Genomic DNA, 17,476 nt, shown 5'->3' with positions numbered 1-17,476 from the left:
CGGCCGCGCGGCGGAGCGGTGCCGCGGTTCAGCCGGCGATCTGCGCCTGCGGCGGGCCCTGGAGCGTGTGGAAGCCCGGAGTGGCGGCCACGAGCACCGTGCCGTCCCACAGCCGCCCGGCGCTCTCGCCGCGCGGCACCTCGGAGACCACGGGACCGAACACGGCGGCGCGCGTGCCGTCGGGCGCCGTCGCGGCCAGGACCGGGGTGCCCACATCGCCGCCGACGAGCCCGAAGCCCTCGTCGTGGGAGGCGCGCAGAGCGGCGTCGTAGGCTTCGGAGAACCCCGCCCGCGCCAGGTCGGCGGGCAGCCCGGCCCCCGCCAGCACCTCCTCGAACCCCGCGACCCAGTCCTCGCCGCCGCGCTCCCGGGACTCCCACAGCGCGTCGTAGAAGCGTCCCAGCGCGTCGTGCCCGTGCTCGGTCTGCACAGCGGCGCAGATGCGCGCGGGGATCCACAGGTAGCCCTCGGGGTCGCCTTCGGGATCGTCGTCGCGGCCCTCGTTGAGCACCGCCAGGCTCATCACGTGCCAGCGCAGGCTGATGGGGCGCACCTGCACCGCCTCCATCAGCCAGCGGGCGGTGAGGCGGCTGTAGGGGCACGAGGGGTCCACCCACAGATCCGCGGTCCAGGTGTCGGCCATGGGCCCATGCTAGGCGCGCGTGGTCGTGTGTGGCAGGCGGGCGTGCGCGGGCGATCACGCCGGCGGCTACTCTGGGCCGCGATGACTCCCGCCGAACAACCGTCCTGCGCAGACCGCTTCTCCGCCGCCGACGCCGCGGCGGTGCGCCGGCAGCTTGGCCGACCGCCGCGCGGTCTGCGGGCCGTGGCCCACCGCTGCCCGTGCGGCCTGCCCGATGTGGTGCGCACCGCGCCGCGCCTGGAGGACGGCACGCCGTTCCCCACGCTGTACTACCTCACCTGTCCGCGCGCCGCCTCCGCCATCGGCACCCTGGAGGCCGGGGGGGCGATGCGCCGGATGCAGGACCGCCTCGCCGACGACCCGGAGCTGCGCGCGCGCTACGAGCAGGCGCACCGGGACTACGTGGAGGAGCGCGCCGAGCAGACCCGCCGCGACGGCTCCGCCCCGCTGCCCGAGGGCATGCAGAGCGCCGGCGGCATGCCCGAGCGCGTCAAGTGCCTGCACGCGCTTGTCGCTCACGAACTGGCGCGCCCGGGGACCAACCCCTTCGGCCGCGAGGCGCTGGATTCGCTGCCCCGGTGGTGGGCAGAGGGGCCGTGCGTATGCGCCGGCGACGGGGGCGCGCACGCCGGCGCCGACGGGCCCGCGGCCGCGGGTGCGGGGGCGCCGGATCACGACGAGAGCGAGGGGACGACCAGGTGACGACCGTGGCGGCCGTGGACTGCGGCACCAATTCGATCCGGCTGCTGGTTTCGGCGCTGATCGGGGTGGAGGACGAGGAGGTCCAGCTGATCGACCTCGAACGGCGCATGGACGTGGTGCGGCTGGGCCAGGGCGTCGACCGCACCGGCGAGTTCGCACCCGAGGCGCTGGAGCGCACGTTCGCCGCGCTGCGCGAGTACGCCGACCTGATGCGCGAGAACGGTGTCGAGCTCGGCCCGGAGTCGGTGCGCATGGTCGCCACCAGCGCGACCCGCGACGCCGGCAACCGGGACCGGTTCGTCTCCGGCGTGCGGGAGATCATCGGCGTGGACCCCGAGGTGATCACCGGCGACGAGGAGGCGGAGCTGTCCTTCATCGGCGCGACCGCCGAGCTGGAGGAGGCCGAGACCGGCTTCGACACCCCGTTTCTGATCGTGGACATCGGCGGCGGCTCCACGGAGTTCGTACTCGGGTGGCCCGACCCGCAGAACGCGCCCGCCGGCGCCGGGGCCGTGCGCGCTTCCCGCTCGGTCGACATCGGCTGCGTGCGGCTGGCCGAGCGCCACCTGGCCGGCGACCCGCCCACGGCCGCGCAGATCGCCGCGGCCACGGCCGACATCGACGCCGCGCTGGAGGAGGCCGCCGCCACGGTGCCGCTGTCCGAGGCCGCCTCGCTGGTCTGCGTGGCCGGCACCGCCACCACGGTCGCGGGCATCGCGCTGGATCTCCCCGAATACGACCCCGAGCGGATCCACCACGCCTGGGTGCCGGCGGCCCGGGTGCACGAGATCGCCGAGGAGCTGCTGGCGATGAACCACGAGCAGAGGGCGGCGATCGGCGTCATGCACCCCGGCCGGGTCGACGTCATCGCGTCGGGCGCGCTGATCCTCTCCCGCGTGGTGGCGCGCACCGGTGCGCCCGGGTTCGTGGCCAGCGAGCACGACATCCTCGACGGCATCGCCTGGGGGCTGTGCCTGGGCGCCCAGGAGCGCGCCGCCGACGGCGCGGCGGACGGCGCCGCGGACTCGCTGTAGGCGGGGGCCTCGGCCGGGCGGGCGCGAGGCCGTGCGCTGCGGCGGAGCCTCCCGGGACCTGTGACGCCGGTCAGCGGCCCCGGTGAGACGCATCACCCGGCAACCGGCGCGTGAATCCCTTCACAAGGGCCCTGACCTGGACAAACGTCCGCCGAAGCGGGTCTATCATGGTCTAAACCTTTCCCTTGTCTCCCTTTAATGTTACGAGGGGCTTGTGAAAGAATGCACAAGCAAGGAGAGGGCGACCCCCTCGGCTCACCTGGCAAAGAAGAGCGTTCTTTCCTCTGAAAGCCGACCGGGAACATGCCAGTAAACGAAGAATTACCGATCTTGGCGCCCCGGACCGGGGGCGTGGAACGGGAACCAAGGGCGGATGCGCGATGACCGAAGGTAGGAACTACCGCCTGGTACACGGCGGCGGTGACGAGGCAGAGATCCCCCACGTGCTCATCGTCGGCGGTGGGTACCTCGGGATGTACACCGCGAAGCGGCTGGAGAAGAAGCTGGGGCCGGGCGAAGCCCGCATCACCGTCGTGGACCCCAACTCCTACATGACCTACCAGCCGTTCCTTCCCGAGATCGCGGCCGGCAGCATCTCTCCGCGCCACGTCGTCGTTCCGCTGCGCAAGGTCTTCGACCGCGTGCGCGTGCTGACCGGCCGGGTCATCCGCGTGGACCACGCGTCGCGCTCGGTCGACTTCGAGCCCGCGGTCGGCGATCCCCGCAGGATCTCCTACGACTACATCGTGATGGCCACCGGCGCCGTCTCCCGCACCCTGCCCATCCCCGGGCTGGCCGAGTGGGGGATCGGCATCAAGACCGTCGAGGAGGCCGTGTTCCTGCGCAACCACGTGCTGGAGCAGCTGAACGTCGCCGACTCCACCGACGATCCCGAGATCCGGCGCAAGGCGCTGAACTTCGTCTTCGTCGGGGGCGGTTTCGCGGGCGCCGAGGCGATCGCCGAGCTGGAGGACCTGGCTCGCGACGCCACGCGGCTCTACCCCTCCATCGGCGTCGACGACCTGCGCTTCTACCTGATCGAGGCCGCCGACAGGATCCTGCCCGAGGTCGGCCCCGACGTCGGCGAGAAGGCGCTGAACCAGCTGAAGCGGCGCGGGATCGACGTCCGCCTCTCCACTTTCCTGGAGTCGGCCGTCGACCAGCGCATCAAGCTCAGCGACGGCACCGAGTTCGACGCGGGCACCCTGGTGTGGACCGCCGGCGTCAAGCCGAGCCCGGTCGTGCAGGCCGGCGACCTGCCGCTGGGCCCCAAGGGCCACATCGACACCTCGGAGCACCTCACCGTCAACGGCGTGGACAACGCCTTCGCCGGCGGCGACAACGCCCAGGTGCCCGACGGGCGTGGCGGCTTCTACCCGCCCAACGCGCAGAACGCGGTGCGCCAGGCCCCGGTGCTGGCCGACAACGTCATCGCCGCGCTCCGCGGCAAGGAGATGACCCGCTACTCCCACAGCAACCTGGGTGCTGTGGCCGGCCTGGGCCTGCACAAGGGCGCGGCGCAGCTCTTCGGCAAGATCAAGCTGACCGGTCGGCTCGCCTGGTACGCCCACCGCTCCTACCACCTCTACGCGGTGCCGACCTTCAACCGGAAGGCCCGCGTGCTGGCGGACTGGGTCGTCGGCTTCTTCCTGCGGCGCGACTTCGCCGCCCTGCCGGAGATGGACGAGCCGCGCCAGGCGTTCGAGGACGCCAGCAAGCCGCAGGTGGAGAACGGGCAACTGCTGCGCCGGGTCAGCTGAGCGCGCGGCCAACCGACCGACGGCCGGCCCCTGGCGGGGGGCCGGCCGTTTTCGTCGCTACGCGGAGAGCCGGCGCGGGGGCGCCGGGCGGGTCGGGCGACCGCGCGAAGCGGTGTCCGCCGCCGGGCGGATCGGCCGTTTCGCCAGTTGGCAGGCCGAAGCGGTGCGAATCCCGCTGAAACGGCCGACCCCGGTATGATGGTGCCGCCCTCGTAGCCCAATGGTAGAGGCAGGCCCCCTAAAAGGGTCACAAGTGTCGGTTCGAATCCGACCGGGGGTACCGCCAGTCCGCCCGCCGGAAGCGGCCTCCGGTCCCGGTGCCCGCTGCGGTGGGGCGGCCTCCCACCGGGCCTGCTTCGGCGTCTGGTCGGCCGCGTCGCCCCTTTTCTCCATTGCCAGCGGCATCCGCTTCCGCCTGCGCGGCCCTGCCTATTCCCGCACGACACGCCCGGCCGGCCCGATGGCCGAAGGCGGTCGGCGCCGTTGACAGCCCCCTGTGCCTCGGATTGGATTCTTCGCGTGCCGATCGCCGCTGGGGCCGAATGCAGCGAGCGGGCGGCACCTGAGCGCCGAAGGGGATGATGTCGTGAGCCGCCGTTTCACAGAGGCCGTCTGAGCCGGCCCTGCGCGTCGTCCCGGCCTCCGGCCGCCGCCCTCGCGGATCCCGTCTTCCGCGCGCATCGGCCGCAGACGCCCGCATCCGCGCCGCGTGCGCGATCCCGCGCCCGGTCCGCCCGACCGTCCGCGCGGCTCCGCCGGCGTGCCGAGCCATGATCCCGCCGCGCCGCGCCGCGACTCGTCGGCGCCGTGCCGACGCGCCCTGCCGATCACCTCTTCCCCGCGCGCCCGCTCCGGTGAGTCCGGGGCCGGTCCTGCGCGCCTTCCGCCGCGACCGCAACAGCGCGAGAGCGCGTTCACCATGCTTGGAGCAATCGCCTTGAGCGAAGAGACCGTCGATTTCAACCAGTCCGTCATCGAGGAGTTCCGCGCCAACCGCGGCCGGGTCGGCGGCATGTTCGAAGGAGCCCGCCTCCTGCTGCTGACCACCACCGGCGCCCGCAGCGGCGAGCGCCGTACCGTCCCGCTGGCCTACCACCCCGACGGGGAGCGCACCGTGGTCGTCGCCTCCGCGGGCGGAGCGCCCGGCCACCCGGCGTGGTTCCACAACCTGCGCGCCAACCCCCGGGTCACCGTCGAGAACGGCGTCTTCACCATGGAGGCCGACGCGGTGGTGCTGGAGGGCGCGGAGCGCGACGAGCTGTTCGCCCGCATCGCCGAAACCGACCCCGCCTGGAACGAGTACGCGGCCCAGGCCGGCCGGACCATTCCCGTCGTCGCCCTCGTCCCGGTCGGCGGCGAGCCCGTCGAGAAGCGGATGGGCGACGGCCTGGTGGCGGTGCACGACGCCTTCCGCCGGGAGCTGGCCCTGATCCGCACCGAGATCGCCGGCGCGGGCCCCGCCCTGGGCGCCCAGCTGCGCGTCAACTGCCTGACCGTCTGCCAGGGGCTGGGCTTCCACCACACCATGGAGGACAGCGGCCTGTTCCCGTCGCTCGCGGAGTCCCACCCAGAACTCGCCGGCGTCATCGCCCGCCTGTCCGAGGAGCACAAGCGAGTCGAGGCCCTGCTGGAAGAGCTCCGTGCCCGGCTCGACGGCACCGCCCCCGGCTCCGCCGAGGTCCGCACCGAGGTCGACCGCCTCATCACCGAACTGGAGGCCCACCTCGACTACGAGGAGGAGCAGCTGGTGCCGGTCCTCAACGCCATGGCGGACTAGGCTACGAGCCGCCCCTGCGGCCGCGGGGGCGGAACGCGTTCACACCGGGAACACCCGGGTGCCGTGGTCGTGCAGCGCCGCCAGGTAGGCGCAGACGTCGTCGGGATCGCTGGTGAAAACGACGGCCTCGATGTGCTTCATCGCAGTCCATGCCACCGAGGCGTCCACGGCATCCGGGCGCTTCTTCGGCGGCAGCTCGGCGGTTCCCAGAGCCGCGCCGATGCGCCGGATGTCCTTGACGTCGGGCGCGGTGGAGCAGGCTACGCAATCGAACCTTCCGGCACTTGTATGCCGAAGAGGCGGAGGCGACGACCTCGCCAGGGGCACTGTGCAGTCCTTCAGCAATGTGCTCAAGGAATGAGCGAGCCGCGGGGCGGGACGCCACGCTTGGGCGAGGACGAGGGCGGGGATGATCGGGCGGTGCACGGACCTGTCGCGTATGCCCCGGTGGATCTCCCGCGCCTCGGCCTTGCCCGAAGCCAAGGCGATGAGCATTCCCGTGTCATACACCGCGACGCGTTCGGTCACGCGGCCGCGTTCCCGGGCGAAGCGTCGTCCTCTGTTCCCAGCACGAGCCCCACGGCCGTCTCGACGCGACGGCGCTCGTCCTCGGTCAGTGCCGCGGAATCGGCGCCGTCGTCGGAAGGCTGCTTCAGTTCGCGGCCCTCCGCCTCCACGCTGTCGATGAGCGCGTCGATCTCACGGAACTTGTCCTCGATCGCCTCGGTTTCGGCCATCTGGCGCGTGGCCGCGTTGACGAAGTAGGCCGAGACGTCCATGCCGGCTCGCTCTGCATGTGCCCTGATGCGTTCAGCTTGCTCAGGATCGAGGCTGATACTGATCCGTACTTTGCTCACGTCCCAAGTATAATACGGGTATTACGTCTCGTCAGGCGGTTCGCGGCTCAGCGGCGTCGCGTCGGACCTGTCTTCTAGCTGTCCAGGTCCTCGAACATCGCGCCGATGTCGTCATGGGCCGTGGTCTTCCCGGCGGCGATCTCCTGGGAGGCCTCCCGCTCTCCCCGCTGCCACTCCTCGGTCCAGAACCACCGCTGGTCCGCCGGGATCCCTTCGGGGCCGGGAGGTGTCATGTTCCTCGCTCCATGAGCAGTTGCAGGTGGGTGAACAGCCGCTGCGTCGGGTCGGCCAGGTCGATGCCGCTGACCTGCTCGGCGCGGCGGACGCGGTAGCGCAGGGTGTTGGGGTGGATGTGCAGGCGGGCGGCCGCGGTGCGGACGTCGCCGAAGTCCTCCAGGTAGGCCAGCAGCGACACGACCAGCTCCGAGCCCTGGGCGGCGTCGTGCTCGGCCAGGGCGGTGACGCGCGGGTCGCGCAGGGCGGGCGTGCCGCGCAGGTAGGCCAGGGTCTCGCTGATGAGCACCTGCGTGCGCACATCCGGCATCGTGGCGACGTCCCGGGCCAGGTCGCGGCCCATCGCGTCCAGGATCCGGTCGGCCTCGGCGCGGGAGTCGGGGATGGCGGCCAGGGAGTCCACCGGCGAACCCACGGCGCCCTGCACCGCCACGCCCAGGGTGGCGCGCGCGGCCTCGACCGCCTTGCGGGTCAGCGCCAGCACCGACGACTCCGCCGAGCGGCGGGCGGAGCCGCCCGCGGAGTCGGCTCCGCCGCCTCCCGCTCGGGCCAGATCGGGCAGCAGCACATAGATCCGCCCGCCCACGGCCGTGACCAGCGACGTTCGCCGGTAGGCCGCGGTATGCACGGTGATCAGCTCCACCAGCCGCCGCCGGTTCAGCTCCCGGCCCGAGCGGTCGGCCTCCTCCGGCCGCCCGCCTTGGGACCGGCCGCCCGCACCTGCCGGCGACAGCGCGAACGCCACCACCAGCGCCGGCCGGTCGGCGGTGACCTCGATGGTGTCGGCCAGCGCCGCCGCCTCGATGCGCCCTTCCAGCAGACTGGCCAGCAGGTCGTCGCGCAGGCGCAGCCCCACCGCGGTCTCGGTACGGTGGCGCACCATGTGCAGCGCGGCCGTCCGCGCCGCGCCCAGCAGGGCCTCCTCGGCGCCGCCGGCGAGCGGCTGGGAGCCCTCCTGCACCCAGATCGTGCCCAGCGGCTGCGACCCCGCGTGAATGCCCACCGCCAGCCGGCGCCGGATCCCCAGCTGCGGGTGCTCGTCGATGTGCACGACCTCCTCGCCCGCGCGCAGCCGGGAGAACACCCCCCAGTCGCGCAGCAGCGCGAGGTACTGCTCGGGCCCCCGCCGCCCCAGCACCGAGAGCCGGCGCAGCTCGTCGACCTCCTCGCCGCTGGAGTGGGCCAGCACCCGGCTCGCCGAGTCCTCGATGGTCACCAGCCCGCCGGTCAGGGCCGCGATCGTCTGCGCCAGCGAGTACAGGTCGCCGCCCGACTCGTCCAGGTCGGCCGCGGCGGTCAGCCGGGCGTCGTCGAGCACGCTGCGGCACAGCGACTGCAACTGGTCCCAGCGCACCTCCGGGCGCACCCCCAGCAGTGCCACCCCCGCCTCGCTGGCCTCGCTGCGCAGCAGCGCGACCTCGTCCCCGCCGCGCCGCACCGGGGGAGCGCCCCAGCCCTGCGGCGGCGGGTAGGCGGGTTCGTCGGAGTGCACCTTCACCGCCACGGCCGCCGCACCGCGCCGGGCCGCGGCGCGCACCAGGTGCCGGGCGGCGCTGCCGCGCGCGCCGATCAGCAGCACGAGGTCGCCGGCGAACGCCTCGGCCTCGTCCTCGGGGTCGACGATGACCACGTTGTCCACCCGCACATCCAACCCCGCCGGAGCGGCGAGGACGTCCACGAGCGGGTCGCCCACCGCCAGCAGCAGCCGGCGCAGCGGGATGCCCGCGCTCTCACCTGCGGACTCGGCCGCGGCGGGCGCGCCGTAGGGTTCCGATGGCACGTCCATGGACGTCCATTGTGGCCCATCGGGCTTTGTCTTATCGGCCAACGGCGGCGCGCGAATCGTGGCTTCCGCGACAAGGCAGCGCCGGGGGCCGGTCTTCTAGGTTTGTCCGGTTCCAGCAGGACGGATCGAGGGAGGGCCCATGGACGCCGTGACGAACGTCCCCGCACCGGTGAACGAGCCGGTTCTGACCTACGCGCCCGGGAGCCCGGAGCGAAAGGAGCTGACCGCCAAGCTCACCGAGCTGGCCGAGGAGCCCGTCGAGCTGACGATGACCATCGGCGGTGAGCGCCGCATGGGCGGCGGCGCGCGGGTGGACGTCGTGCAGCCGCACAACCACGCCCACGTGCTGGGCACCCTCGGCACCGCCACCACCGACGACGCCCGCGCGGCCGTGGCCGCCGCCAAGCAGGCGGCGCCCGCCTGGCGCGCCATGCCCTTCGACGAGCGCGCCGCGATCCTGCTGCGCGCCGCCGACCTGCTCGCGGGCCCCTGGCGGCAGACCCTCAACGCCGCCACCATGCTCGGCCAGTCCAAGACCGCGATCCAGGCCGAGATCGACGCCGCCTGCGAGCTCATCGACTTCTGGCGCTTCAACGTCTCCTACGCCCGCAAGCTCATGGCCGAGCAGCCCTACAGCCCCGCAGGCCAGTGGAACCGGGTGGAGCAGCGCCCGCTGGAGGGCTTCGTCTACGCGGTGACGCCCTTCAACTTCACCGCCATCGCCGGCAACCTGCCCACCGCGCCCGCGCTGATGGGCAACGTCGTGGTGTGGAAGCCGGCCGTCACCCAGCAGTTCTCAGCGCACCTGCTGATGCGCCTGCTGGAGGAGGCGGGCATGCCTCCCGGCGTCATCAACATGGTCACCGGCGACGGCAAGGACGTCTCCGAGGTCGTCATGGCCGACCCGGATCTGGCGGGGGTCCACTTCACCGGATCCACCCGCGTCTTCCAGCAGTTCTGGCGCACCGTCGGCGAGAACATCGAGAACTACCGCTCCTACCCGCGGGTGGTGGGCGAGACCGGCGGCAAGGACTTCATCGTCGCCCACTCCTCGGCCGACCCCGACGTGGTGCGCACCGCCATCGTGCGCGGCGCCTTCGAGTTCCAGGGGCAGAAGTGCTCGGCCGCCTCGCGCGCCTTCATCGCCCGCTCGGTCTGGGAGCGGATCCGCGACGACCTGGTCGCCGAGGTCGAGGCCCTGCCCATGGGCGACGTCACCGACCTGGGCAACTTCCTGGGCGCCGTCATCGACCGACGCTCCTTCGACAAGCTGGCCGGCGTCCTGGAGCGGGCGCGCACCGACGAGACGCTGGAGGTCGTCGCCGGCGGCACCGCCGACGACTCCACCGGCTACTTCGTGCGGCCCACGGTGCTGGTGGGCACCGATCCCGGCAACGACGTGTTCCGCACCGAGTACTTCGGCCCGATCATCGCCGTGCACGTCTACGAGGACGGCGACTACGAGCGCATCCTCTCCGTCGTCGACCGGGGCTCGCCCTACGCGCTGACGGGCGCGGTCATCGCCACCGACCGCGAGGCGATCACCGCCGCCCACGAGGCGCTGCGCTTCGCCGCGGGCAACTTCTACGTCAACGACAAGCCGACCGGTTCGGTCGTGGGCCAGCAGCCCTTCGGGGGCGCCCGCGCCTCGGGCACCAACGACAAGGCCGGCAGCGCGCAGAACCTCGCCCGCTGGACGAGCCCGCGCTCGATCAAGGAGACCTTCGTCCCGCCGAAGTCCTCGGCCTACCCCCACCAGGGCTGATCAGGCGCACCCGCCGGCGCGCGCGGCCCGACCGGTCGCGCGCGCCGGCGGCCCCGCTCCCGCCGAACCGCCGGACGGCGACCCCGGCCCGGCGCGCACGAACCCCAAGCGAGGTCACACATGCTTCGTACGACACTGCTGGCCGCCGCGCGGTCGAGCGCCTGCCGCACGCTCGTGGAGCGCGCGCCCGTGACCCGCGGGCTGGTGGCCAGGTACGTCGCCGGCTCCACCCTGGACGCGGCGCTTCCGGTCGTCGATCGGCTCGCCGCCGACCGCCTGGTCACGCTGGACCACCTGGGCGAGGACACCGCCGACGCCGACCAGGCCCGGGACACCGTCGACGCCTACACCCGGCTGCTGGCCGAGCTGGGGCGCACCGGTCTGGCCGAGCGCGCCGAGGTCTCGGTGAAGCTGTCGGCGGTGGGCCAGTTCCTGCCGCACGACGGCGAGAAGATCGCCCTGGAGAACGCCCGGCGCATCTGCGAGGCCGCCGCCCGCGCCGGCACCACCGTGACCCTGGACATGGAGGACCACACCACCGTGGACTCCACGCTGTCGGTGCTGGCCGAGCTGCGGATGGACTTCCCGTGGGTGGGCGCGGTGCTGCAGGCCTACCTGCGCCGCACCGAGGCCGACTGCCGCGACCTCGCCGGCGCCGGATCGCGCGTGCGGCTGTGCAAGGGCGCCTACGACGAGCCGGCCTCGGTGGCCTACCGCGACAAGGCCGAGGTGGACCGCTCCTACGTGCGCTGCCTGCGCATCCTCATGGCGGGAGAGGGCTACCCGATGGTCGCCTCGCACGATCCGCGGCTGGTGTCCATCGCCGGCGCGCTGGCCGAGTCCTGCGGGCGCGGACCCGAGGACTACGAGCACCAGATGCTCTACGGAATCCGCGACGGCGAGCAGCGGCGCCTCGCGGCCCGGGGCCGTCGGATGCGGGTCTATGTCCCCTACGGCGACGAGTGGTACGGCTACTTCATGCGCCGCCTGGCGGAGCGCCCGGCCAACGTCGCCTTCTTCGCGCGCTCGCTGCTGACCCGGGGCTGAGCGCCGGCGCCTGCCTGCGGCCGCGGCGGCCGTCCTCCGGCGCAGCCGCAGGCAGGCGCACGTCCGCGGGCGCGGCGCGAATCCGAGCTGTGATATGGAACGGGAACGCGATCGCCGCGTCGTGCGTTAAGTTGACGGCAGAAACGTTCCGCCCTGGAAAGGCTTGCGCAGACATGCGGATGAGGAGTTCGAACCCCGTTCTCAAGCGGGCGATGCGGTCCGGCCAGGCCGGATACGGCCAGGCGCCGTACGGCCAGGGCGCCCCCTATCAGGCGGGTTACGCCCAGCCCTACGGCCCTTCGCCCCAGGCCGGCTACGGCTACCCGCAGCCCGGCTACGCCCCCCAGGCACCGGCGGCCGCCGACCGGCTGACCATCGACGACGTGGTGGTGCGCACCGCCATGACGCTGGGCCTGGTCGTGCTCACCGCCGTGCCAACCTACTTCCTGGCCGTGTCGGGCAACCCGCTGGGCTTCGGCCTGGCGCTGGTCGGCGCCCTGGGCGGGCTCGTGCTGGGCCTGGTCATCGCGTTCCGCCAGTCGACCAACCCGGTGCTCATCCTGCTCTACGGCGCCCTCGAAGGGCTGCTCGTCGGCGGCCTCAGCGGCGTCTTCGAGATGTCGCTGATGGCGCAGAACGGCACGGCCATGGGATCGCTGGTGACCCAGGCGGTCTTCGGCACGCTCTTCGCCGCCGGCTCGGTCCTGGCGGTCTACCGCCTGCGGATCATCCGGGTGACCAACACCTTCGTCAAGGTCGTCACCGCCGCCGCGCTGGGCCTGCTGGTGCTGCTGCTGGCCAACTTCGTCGCGGCGCTGTTCATCCCCGGCGGCTTCGGCCTGCGCGAGCCCTCGCTGCTGGGCCTGGGCATCTCGCTGCTGGCGGTCACCCTGGCCGCGGCCATGCTCATGATCGAGTTCCGCCAGGTCGAGGACGCCCTGAACATGGGGCTGCCGCGGAGGTACTCCTGGCAGCTCGCGTTCGGCCTGACGGTCACGCTGGTCTGGCTCTACATCGAGATCCTGCGCCTCCTGTGGATCCTGAAGTCGATGTTCAGCGAGTAGCGGAGTTCCGTACGATCCCGCGCCCCTGCGCCGCGGACGCCGAAACAACGACGCCCCGCCCGGTCGGACCGGGCGGGGCGTCGCCGTGCTGCGGCAGCCGGCGCGGGCGCAGGGGTGCAGCGGTCATCAGGTGGTGCGCTGGTTCGGGATGGGCGTACGGTTGCGGCGGCGCCGGTCGTATTCCTGGACGATCGCCTGGGCGTAGCCGTGGCTGAGGTTGTACTCGTCGGCCAGCCAGTTGGTGCGTTCCAGGCATCGGGAGAGACCGGGGCCCTGTTCCAGAGTGTCGAACCACTCGCTGAGTTCGCGGCCGGTGACGGTCGGGATCCGGGCGATTAGCTGCGCGTGCATCTCCGGCGAGTGGGTTACCGACATTGGCACCTCCGTAGTTGGGTGGCACTTACCTGCGACACTGCATCAGGATCACGGTTTGGACAAGACCTTGAGACGGTCTTTTACGCCTGGTTTTGTCGGTGCACCGTCCCGGTTCCGTCACTCACCGTTGACCTGCGCGCCACCCCGGCGCCGTCTGCGCACGCAGGCCGCGGCGCCGCCCGCCGCGGCCGGGGGCCGCGCGCCGCCCCCGGCCGCGCCCGGCGCTCCCGCCGGCCGGCGCGCTCAGCTGAGCCGCTCGAAGACGGCCGCCATGCCCTGGCCGCCGCCGACGCACATGGCCTCCAAGCCGAAGGTCTTGTCGTGGAAGCTGAGCCCGTTGAGCAGGGTGCCGGTGATGCGGGCGCCGGTCATGCCGAAGGGGTGGCCCACGGCGATCGCGCCGCCGTTGACGTTGAGCTGGGAGTCGATGTCGATGCCCAGGTCGTCGGCCGAGGGCAGCACCTGCGCGGCGAAGGCCTCGTTGATCTCGACGAGGTCGATGTCGCCGATGCTCATGTTCGCCCGCGCCAGCGCCTGGCGGGACGCCTCGACCGGGCCCAGGCCCATGATCTCCGGCGAGAGCGCGCTGACGCCGGTCGAGACGATGCGCGCGATGGGGGTCAGGCCCAGCTGGGCGGCCTTGGTGTCGCTCATGACGACCACAGCGGCGGCGCCGTCGTTGAGCGGGCAGCAGTTGCCCGCGGTGACCGTGCCGTCGGGGCGGAAGACCGGCTGCAGCTCGGAGACCTTCTCGTAGGTGGTCCCCCGGCGCGGGCCGTCGTCGGTCTCGGCCACACTGCCGTCGGGCAGGGTGACCGGGGTGATCTCCCGGTTCCAGAACCCGTTGTCGATGGAGCGCTCGGCCAGGTTCTGGGAGCGGACCCCGAACTCGTCCTGGCGCTGCCGCGAGACGCCGCGGAGCTGGGCGACGTTCTCGGCGGTCTGGCCCATGGCGATGTAGATGTCGGGCAGCCGCCCGTCCTCGCGCGGGTCCCGCCAGGTCTCGGCGCCGCCCTCGGCGCGCTTGGCGGTGCGCTCCTCGGCCTCGCCGAAGACCGGGTTCTTGGTCTCGGGCAGCGAGTCGCTGTTGCCCTTGGTGAACCGGCTGACCATCTCCACGCCCGCCGAGACGAAGACGTCCCCCTCGCCGGCCTTGATGGCGTGGTAGGCCATGCGGGTGGTCTGCAGCGACGAGGAGCAGTAACGGGTCAGCGTGGTCCCGGGCACGCCGTCCAGGCCCAGCTGCACCGCGACCACGCGGGCGAGGTTGTGGCCCTGCTCGCCGCCGGGCAGCCCGCAGCCCAGCATGAGGTCGTCGATGCTGGAGGGGTCCAGCTCGGGCACCTTGGACAGCGCGGCGGAGACGATCTGCGCGGTGATGTCGTCGGGGCGGATGTCCTTGAGCGAGCCTTTGAATGCGCGTCCGATCGGGGAACGCGCGGTTGCGACGATGACGGCTTCGGGCATGTCCGCGGCCTTTCTGGTACGAGTCTGGCACGAGGCGGTTACCGACCAGTAGGTCGGTCGCTGTGATACCCGACGTTAACCTGTCGCGGAGCCTTCGCTCATCTCCGGGGCCGGATTGCCGGGCGGGTCCTGACCGCTACCCGCCGGCGCGGCTGCGCTACCTTCGTCCGCCTGCTCCGCGGCCGCGGAATCCGCGCCGCCGCGCTCCTCGGAGCCGGGCCGCCACGGCCGCCGGATGAACGCCGACCAGCGTCCCCGCGGTCCCCGCTCGCCGCCGGCGCGGCTGACCTCGCTGCCGCCCTCCTCGGCGGCCGCGGCGGCGGCCCGGTGCACCGGCAGCGCGCCCTCGGCGAGCTCCGCACCGGGCTGCTCGGCCGGTTCGGGCATCAGGCCCAGGGCCGCGCACGCCGAAGGGAGCACGGCGGCCGAGGCGTAGGCGTATCCCTCCGCCGACGGATGAAAGCGGTCGGGCCCGAAAAGCTCCTCTGGACGAGCCAGAAAGTCGGCGGCCAGGAGGTTGCCCAGCGACACCGTCCTGCCGCCCTCCTCCACGACCGCGATCGTCTGGGCGGCGGCCAGCTGGCGCGAGGCACGGCGGGCGATCGAGCGCAGCGGCTGGCCGATCGGCTGGACGGTGCCCAGGTCCGGGCAGGTGCCGACCACCACCGCCGTGCCAGCGGCGACGAGTTCGCGTACGACCTCGCGGAGGTGGCCCACCGAGTCGGCCGGCCGCAGGCGGTGGATGACGTCGTTGGCGCCGATGAAGATCACCGCGAGGTGGGGCGGGCGGCCGCGCAGCTTCTCCAGCTGCGCGGGCAGCTCGGCGGAGGTGGCGCCGATCCTGGCCACGCGGCGCAGCCGCACGGGCCGCTCGGCCACAGCCGCGATACCGGAGGCCAGCATGCTGCCGGGGGTCTGCGCGGCTTCGGCGACGGCGAAGCCGACCGCGGTGGAGTCGCCCATCATCGCGAAGGTCAGCGGCTCGCCCTCGCCGCGTCCGTAGACGCCGTTGACCTTGGGCGCCTTCCAGTCGGTGAAGCCCACGGCCTTCACCGCCAGGCGCGCCTGCAGGTACAGCAGTCCGACGGTGGTGGCGCCCAGCAGGGTCAGCCCGCCTCCGCCGAAGGCCGTGGCCGTGGCGATACGCCTGGCGCGTGCGGCGCGCAGCACCATGTCCGCCTCCTCGCGTCGCGCGTTCGGTTGTCGCGGCCCGCCCGGCGGATGCCCGCACCGGCGGTGCGGGTCGCCGAGCACCGCAGCGGGCGTGCGCCCCCTGCGGCGGGCGGGCGTCCGCGGCGTCCGCCCGCTGAGGAAACGACCGCTCCTGGAACCGGTGTTCCCGCTGCCGGAACCGTTCACATCCCGTGCCGCGCCCCGCTTCCGGCGTGTCACCGCCCCTTCAGCCGGGTAGCGGGAAAGCCCCGCGGCGGCCGGCGCGGGCGGGACCGATTCGCCTGGTCGGCCGGGGCGCGCGGCGGCGCGGCCCGTTACAGTCGGGGCAGCGGCCGACGCGCCCCGATCGGGCACGCGGCCGGGTGAAGGCGCTGCACGTGAGAGGGGCTCGGCAATGCGGGTGCACAACACACTGATCGACCTCGTCGGGGACACCCCCCTGCTGCGGTTGAACAAGGTGACCAGCGCGGTCGCGCCGACGGTCCTGGCCAAGGTCGAGTACTTCAACCCGGGCGGATCGGTCAAGGACCGCATCGCCCTGCGCATGGTCGAGGAGGCGGAGAAGAGCGGCGCGCTGCGCCCGGGCGGCACCATCGTCGAGCCCACCTCGGGCAACACCGGAGTGGGGCTGGCCATCGTCGCCGCGGAGAAGGGGTACCGCTGCGTGTTCGTGTGCCCCGACAAGGTGGGCAACGACAAGCTGGCGGTGCTGCGCGCCTACGGGGCGGAGGTCGTGGTCTGCCCGACCACGGTGGCCCCCGACCACCCCGACTCCTACTACTCGGTCTCCGACCGCATGGCCCAGACCATCCCCGGCGCCTGGAAGCCCAACCAGTACGCCAACCGGGCCAACCCCGAGTCCCACTACCGCAGCACCGGCCCGGAGATCTGGGAGCAGACCGAGGGCCGCATCACCCACTTCGTCGCCGGCATCGGCACCGGCGGCACCATCACCGGGGCCGGGCGCTACCTCAAGGAGGTCTCGGGCGGGCGGGTCGAGGTCATCGGCGCCGACCCGGAGGGCTCGGTCTACTCCGGCGGCAGCGGGCGCCCCTATCTGGTCGAGGGCGTGGGCGAGGACATCTGGCCCGAGACCTACGACCCCTCGGTCTGCGACGAGGTCATCGCGGTGAGCGACAAGGAGTCCTTCCTGATGACCCGCCGCCTGGCCCGCGACGAGACCCTGCTGGTCGGCGGCTCCTGCGGGCTGGCTGTGGTGGCGGCGCTGCGTGTGGCCGAGCGGGCCGGCCCCGACGACGTCATCGTGGTCCTGCTGCCCGACGGCGGCCGCGGCTATCTCGGCAAGATCTTCAACGACGAGTGGATGGCCGACTTCGGCTTCCTCGCCGAGGAGACCGAGGAGCCCACCGCGGGCGACGTGCTGGCGGCCAAGGGCCGCGACCTGCCGGAGTTCGTACACATCCACCCGCACGAGACCGTGGGCACGGCCATCTCGATCATGCGGGAGTACGGGGTCTCCCAGCTTCCGGTGATGAAGGAGGAGCCGCCGGTCATGGCCGCCGAGGTCGTGGGCGCCATCGCCGAGCGGGACGTGCTCGACGCGCTGTTCAGCCGCAGGGCCGACCAGGACGAGCCCGTCGAGCGGCACATGAGCCGGGCGCTGCCGGTGGTCGGTTCGGGAGAGCCGGTCAGCCGGTGCGTCGAGCTGCTGCAGCAGGCCGGTGCGGTGGTGGTGCTGATGGACGGCAAGCCCTCGGGGGTGCTGACCCGCCAGGACGTGCTCAAGCACCTCTCGGGCTGACCCGCAGGAGCAGCGGGCGCGGCGGGCGGC

16 protein-coding genes and 1 tRNA gene are annotated in these 17,476 nt (G+C 72.8%); 9 read left to right on the top strand and 8 right to left on the bottom strand.

Annotated features, from left to right (window positions below; translation table 11 throughout):
* Window positions 1-28: 28 nt before the first annotated feature.
* Entirely contained in the window at window positions 29-643 is a 615-nt protein-coding gene (locus tag FZ103_RS14045) for a disulfide bond formation protein DsbA (protein WP_156001593.1), read from the bottom strand.
* Window positions 644-724: 81 nt separating this feature from the next.
* On the opposite strand from FZ103_RS14045, the gene FZ103_RS14040 reads away from it, so the two are divergent.
* From FZ103_RS14040 to FZ103_RS14020, 5 genes are all read left to right on the top strand, one after another.
* Complete coding sequence (locus FZ103_RS14040; protein WP_156001592.1) at window positions 725-1,345, top strand: DUF501 domain-containing protein; 621 nt, start codon at window positions 725-727, stop codon at window positions 1,343-1,345.
* Window positions 1,342-2,379, top strand: a complete 1,038-nt coding sequence (locus FZ103_RS14035) for a Ppx/GppA phosphatase family protein (protein ID WP_186356284.1) — start codon at window positions 1,342-1,344, stop codon at window positions 2,377-2,379. The genes FZ103_RS14040 and FZ103_RS14035 overlap by 4 nt, the downstream gene beginning before the upstream one ends.
* Before the next feature lie 380 nt (window positions 2,380-2,759).
* On the top strand, window positions 2,760-4,139 hold the full coding sequence (locus FZ103_RS14030; protein ID WP_156001590.1) for an NAD(P)/FAD-dependent oxidoreductase: 1,380 nt from the start codon (window positions 2,760-2,762) through the stop codon (window positions 4,137-4,139).
* 206 nt (window positions 4,140-4,345) lie between these two features.
* A tRNA-Leu gene (locus FZ103_RS14025) sits at window positions 4,346-4,419 on the top strand.
* A gap of 657 nt (window positions 4,420-5,076) precedes the next feature.
* A complete protein-coding gene (locus FZ103_RS14020) occupies window positions 5,077-5,916 on the top strand; it encodes a nitroreductase/quinone reductase family protein (protein ID WP_255429972.1) in 840 nt (279 codons plus the stop codon).
* A gap of 39 nt (window positions 5,917-5,955) precedes the next feature.
* Here FZ103_RS14020 and FZ103_RS14015 read toward each other — a convergent pair whose 3' ends face one another.
* From FZ103_RS14015 to FZ103_RS14000, 4 genes are all read right to left on the bottom strand, one after another.
* Window positions 5,956-6,444 (bottom strand): hypothetical protein, encoded by a 489-nt coding sequence (locus FZ103_RS14015; protein ID WP_186356283.1) that lies wholly within the window; start codon window positions 6,442-6,444, stop codon window positions 5,956-5,958.
* Complete coding sequence (locus FZ103_RS14010) at window positions 6,441-6,773, bottom strand: plasmid mobilization protein (protein ID WP_186356282.1); 333 nt, start codon at window positions 6,771-6,773, stop codon at window positions 6,441-6,443. Before FZ103_RS14010 ends, FZ103_RS14015 begins: the two co-directional genes overlap by 4 nt.
* A 74-nt stretch (window positions 6,774-6,847) precedes the next feature.
* A complete protein-coding gene (locus FZ103_RS14005; protein WP_156001588.1) occupies window positions 6,848-7,006 on the bottom strand; it encodes a hypothetical protein in 159 nt (52 codons plus the stop codon).
* Window positions 7,003-8,793, bottom strand: coding sequence for a CdaR family transcriptional regulator (locus FZ103_RS14000; RefSeq protein WP_156001587.1), 1,791 nt, complete (start codon window positions 8,791-8,793; stop codon window positions 7,003-7,005). Before FZ103_RS14000 ends, FZ103_RS14005 begins: the two co-directional genes overlap by 4 nt.
* Before the next feature lie 139 nt (window positions 8,794-8,932).
* Here FZ103_RS14000 and pruA point away from each other — a divergent pair, with 139 nt between their 5' ends.
* The 3 genes from pruA (at window position 8,933) to FZ103_RS13985 (ending at window position 12,669) form a co-directional block, all read left to right on the top strand.
* Complete coding sequence (gene pruA / locus FZ103_RS13995; protein ID WP_156001586.1) at window positions 8,933-10,558, top strand: L-glutamate gamma-semialdehyde dehydrogenase; 1,626 nt, start codon at window positions 8,933-8,935, stop codon at window positions 10,556-10,558.
* Between the two features lie 120 nt (window positions 10,559-10,678).
* Window positions 10,679-11,605, top strand: coding sequence for a proline dehydrogenase family protein (locus FZ103_RS13990; RefSeq protein ID WP_156001585.1), 927 nt, complete (start codon window positions 10,679-10,681; stop codon window positions 11,603-11,605).
* 173 nt (window positions 11,606-11,778) lie between these two features.
* Entirely contained in the window at window positions 11,779-12,669 is an 891-nt protein-coding gene (locus tag FZ103_RS13985) for a Bax inhibitor-1/YccA family protein (RefSeq protein ID WP_156001584.1), read from the top strand.
* Window positions 12,670-12,795: 126 nt separating this feature from the next.
* Here FZ103_RS13985 and FZ103_RS13980 read toward each other — a convergent pair whose 3' ends face one another.
* The 3 genes from FZ103_RS13980 to FZ103_RS13970 form a co-directional block, all read right to left on the bottom strand.
* Window positions 12,796-13,044, bottom strand: coding sequence for a DUF4287 domain-containing protein (locus FZ103_RS13980; protein ID WP_156001583.1), 249 nt, complete (start codon window positions 13,042-13,044; stop codon window positions 12,796-12,798).
* 243 nt (window positions 13,045-13,287) lie between these two features.
* Window positions 13,288-14,511: an acetyl-CoA C-acetyltransferase gene (locus tag FZ103_RS13975; RefSeq protein ID WP_156001582.1), complete on the bottom strand. Its 1,224-nt coding sequence runs from the start codon at window positions 14,509-14,511 to the stop codon at window positions 13,288-13,290.
* 75 nt (window positions 14,512-14,586) lie between these two features.
* Window positions 14,587-15,681 (bottom strand): SGNH/GDSL hydrolase family protein, encoded by a 1,095-nt coding sequence (locus FZ103_RS13970; RefSeq protein WP_186356331.1) that lies wholly within the window; start codon window positions 15,679-15,681, stop codon window positions 14,587-14,589.
* A gap of 397 nt (window positions 15,682-16,078) precedes the next feature.
* Here FZ103_RS13970 and FZ103_RS13965 point away from each other — a divergent pair, with 397 nt between their 5' ends.
* Entirely contained in the window at window positions 16,079-17,446 is a 1,368-nt protein-coding gene (locus FZ103_RS13965; protein WP_156001580.1) for a cystathionine beta-synthase, read from the top strand.
* The last annotated feature ends 30 nt before the right edge of the window (window positions 17,447-17,476 follow it).

It is taken from the genome of Streptomonospora sp. PA3 (genome assembly GCF_009728995.1).
Classification (GTDB): domain Bacteria; phylum Actinomycetota; class Actinomycetes; order Streptosporangiales; family Streptosporangiaceae; genus Streptomonospora.
The sequence above is the reverse complement of the archived record's forward strand: the minus strand, read 5'-3'. Positions and strand labels throughout refer to the sequence as shown.

What these genes read in the sequence shown, in the direction of transcription:
- FZ103_RS14045 (WP_156001593.1), bottom strand. Translation starts at nt 643, where the DNA reads ATGGCCGACACCTGGACCGCGGATCTGTGGGTGGACCCCTCGTGCCCC.
- FZ103_RS14040 (WP_156001592.1), top strand. Translation starts at nt 725, where the DNA reads ATGACTCCCGCCGAACAACCGTCCTGCGCAGACCGCTTCTCCGCCGCC.
- FZ103_RS14030 (WP_156001590.1), top strand. Translation starts at nt 2,760, where the DNA reads ATGACCGAAGGTAGGAACTACCGCCTGGTACACGGCGGCGGTGACGAG.
- FZ103_RS14005 (WP_156001588.1), bottom strand. Translation starts at nt 7,006, where the DNA reads ATGACACCTCCCGGCCCCGAAGGGATCCCGGCGGACCAGCGGTGGTTC.
- FZ103_RS14000 (WP_156001587.1), bottom strand. Translation starts at nt 8,793, where the DNA reads ATGGACGTGCCATCGGAACCCTACGGCGCGCCCGCCGCGGCCGAGTCC.
- pruA (WP_156001586.1), top strand. Translation starts at nt 8,933, where the DNA reads ATGGACGCCGTGACGAACGTCCCCGCACCGGTGAACGAGCCGGTTCTG.
- FZ103_RS13990 (WP_156001585.1), top strand. Translation starts at nt 10,679, where the DNA reads ATGCTTCGTACGACACTGCTGGCCGCCGCGCGGTCGAGCGCCTGCCGC.
- FZ103_RS13985 (WP_156001584.1), top strand. Translation starts at nt 11,779, where the DNA reads ATGCGGATGAGGAGTTCGAACCCCGTTCTCAAGCGGGCGATGCGGTCC.
- FZ103_RS13980 (WP_156001583.1), bottom strand. Translation starts at nt 13,044, where the DNA reads ATGTCGGTAACCCACTCGCCGGAGATGCACGCGCAGCTAATCGCCCGG.
- FZ103_RS13975 (WP_156001582.1), bottom strand. Translation starts at nt 14,511, where the DNA reads ATGCCCGAAGCCGTCATCGTCGCAACCGCGCGTTCCCCGATCGGACGC.
- FZ103_RS13965 (WP_156001580.1), top strand. Translation starts at nt 16,079, where the DNA reads ATGCGGGTGCACAACACACTGATCGACCTCGTCGGGGACACCCCCCTG.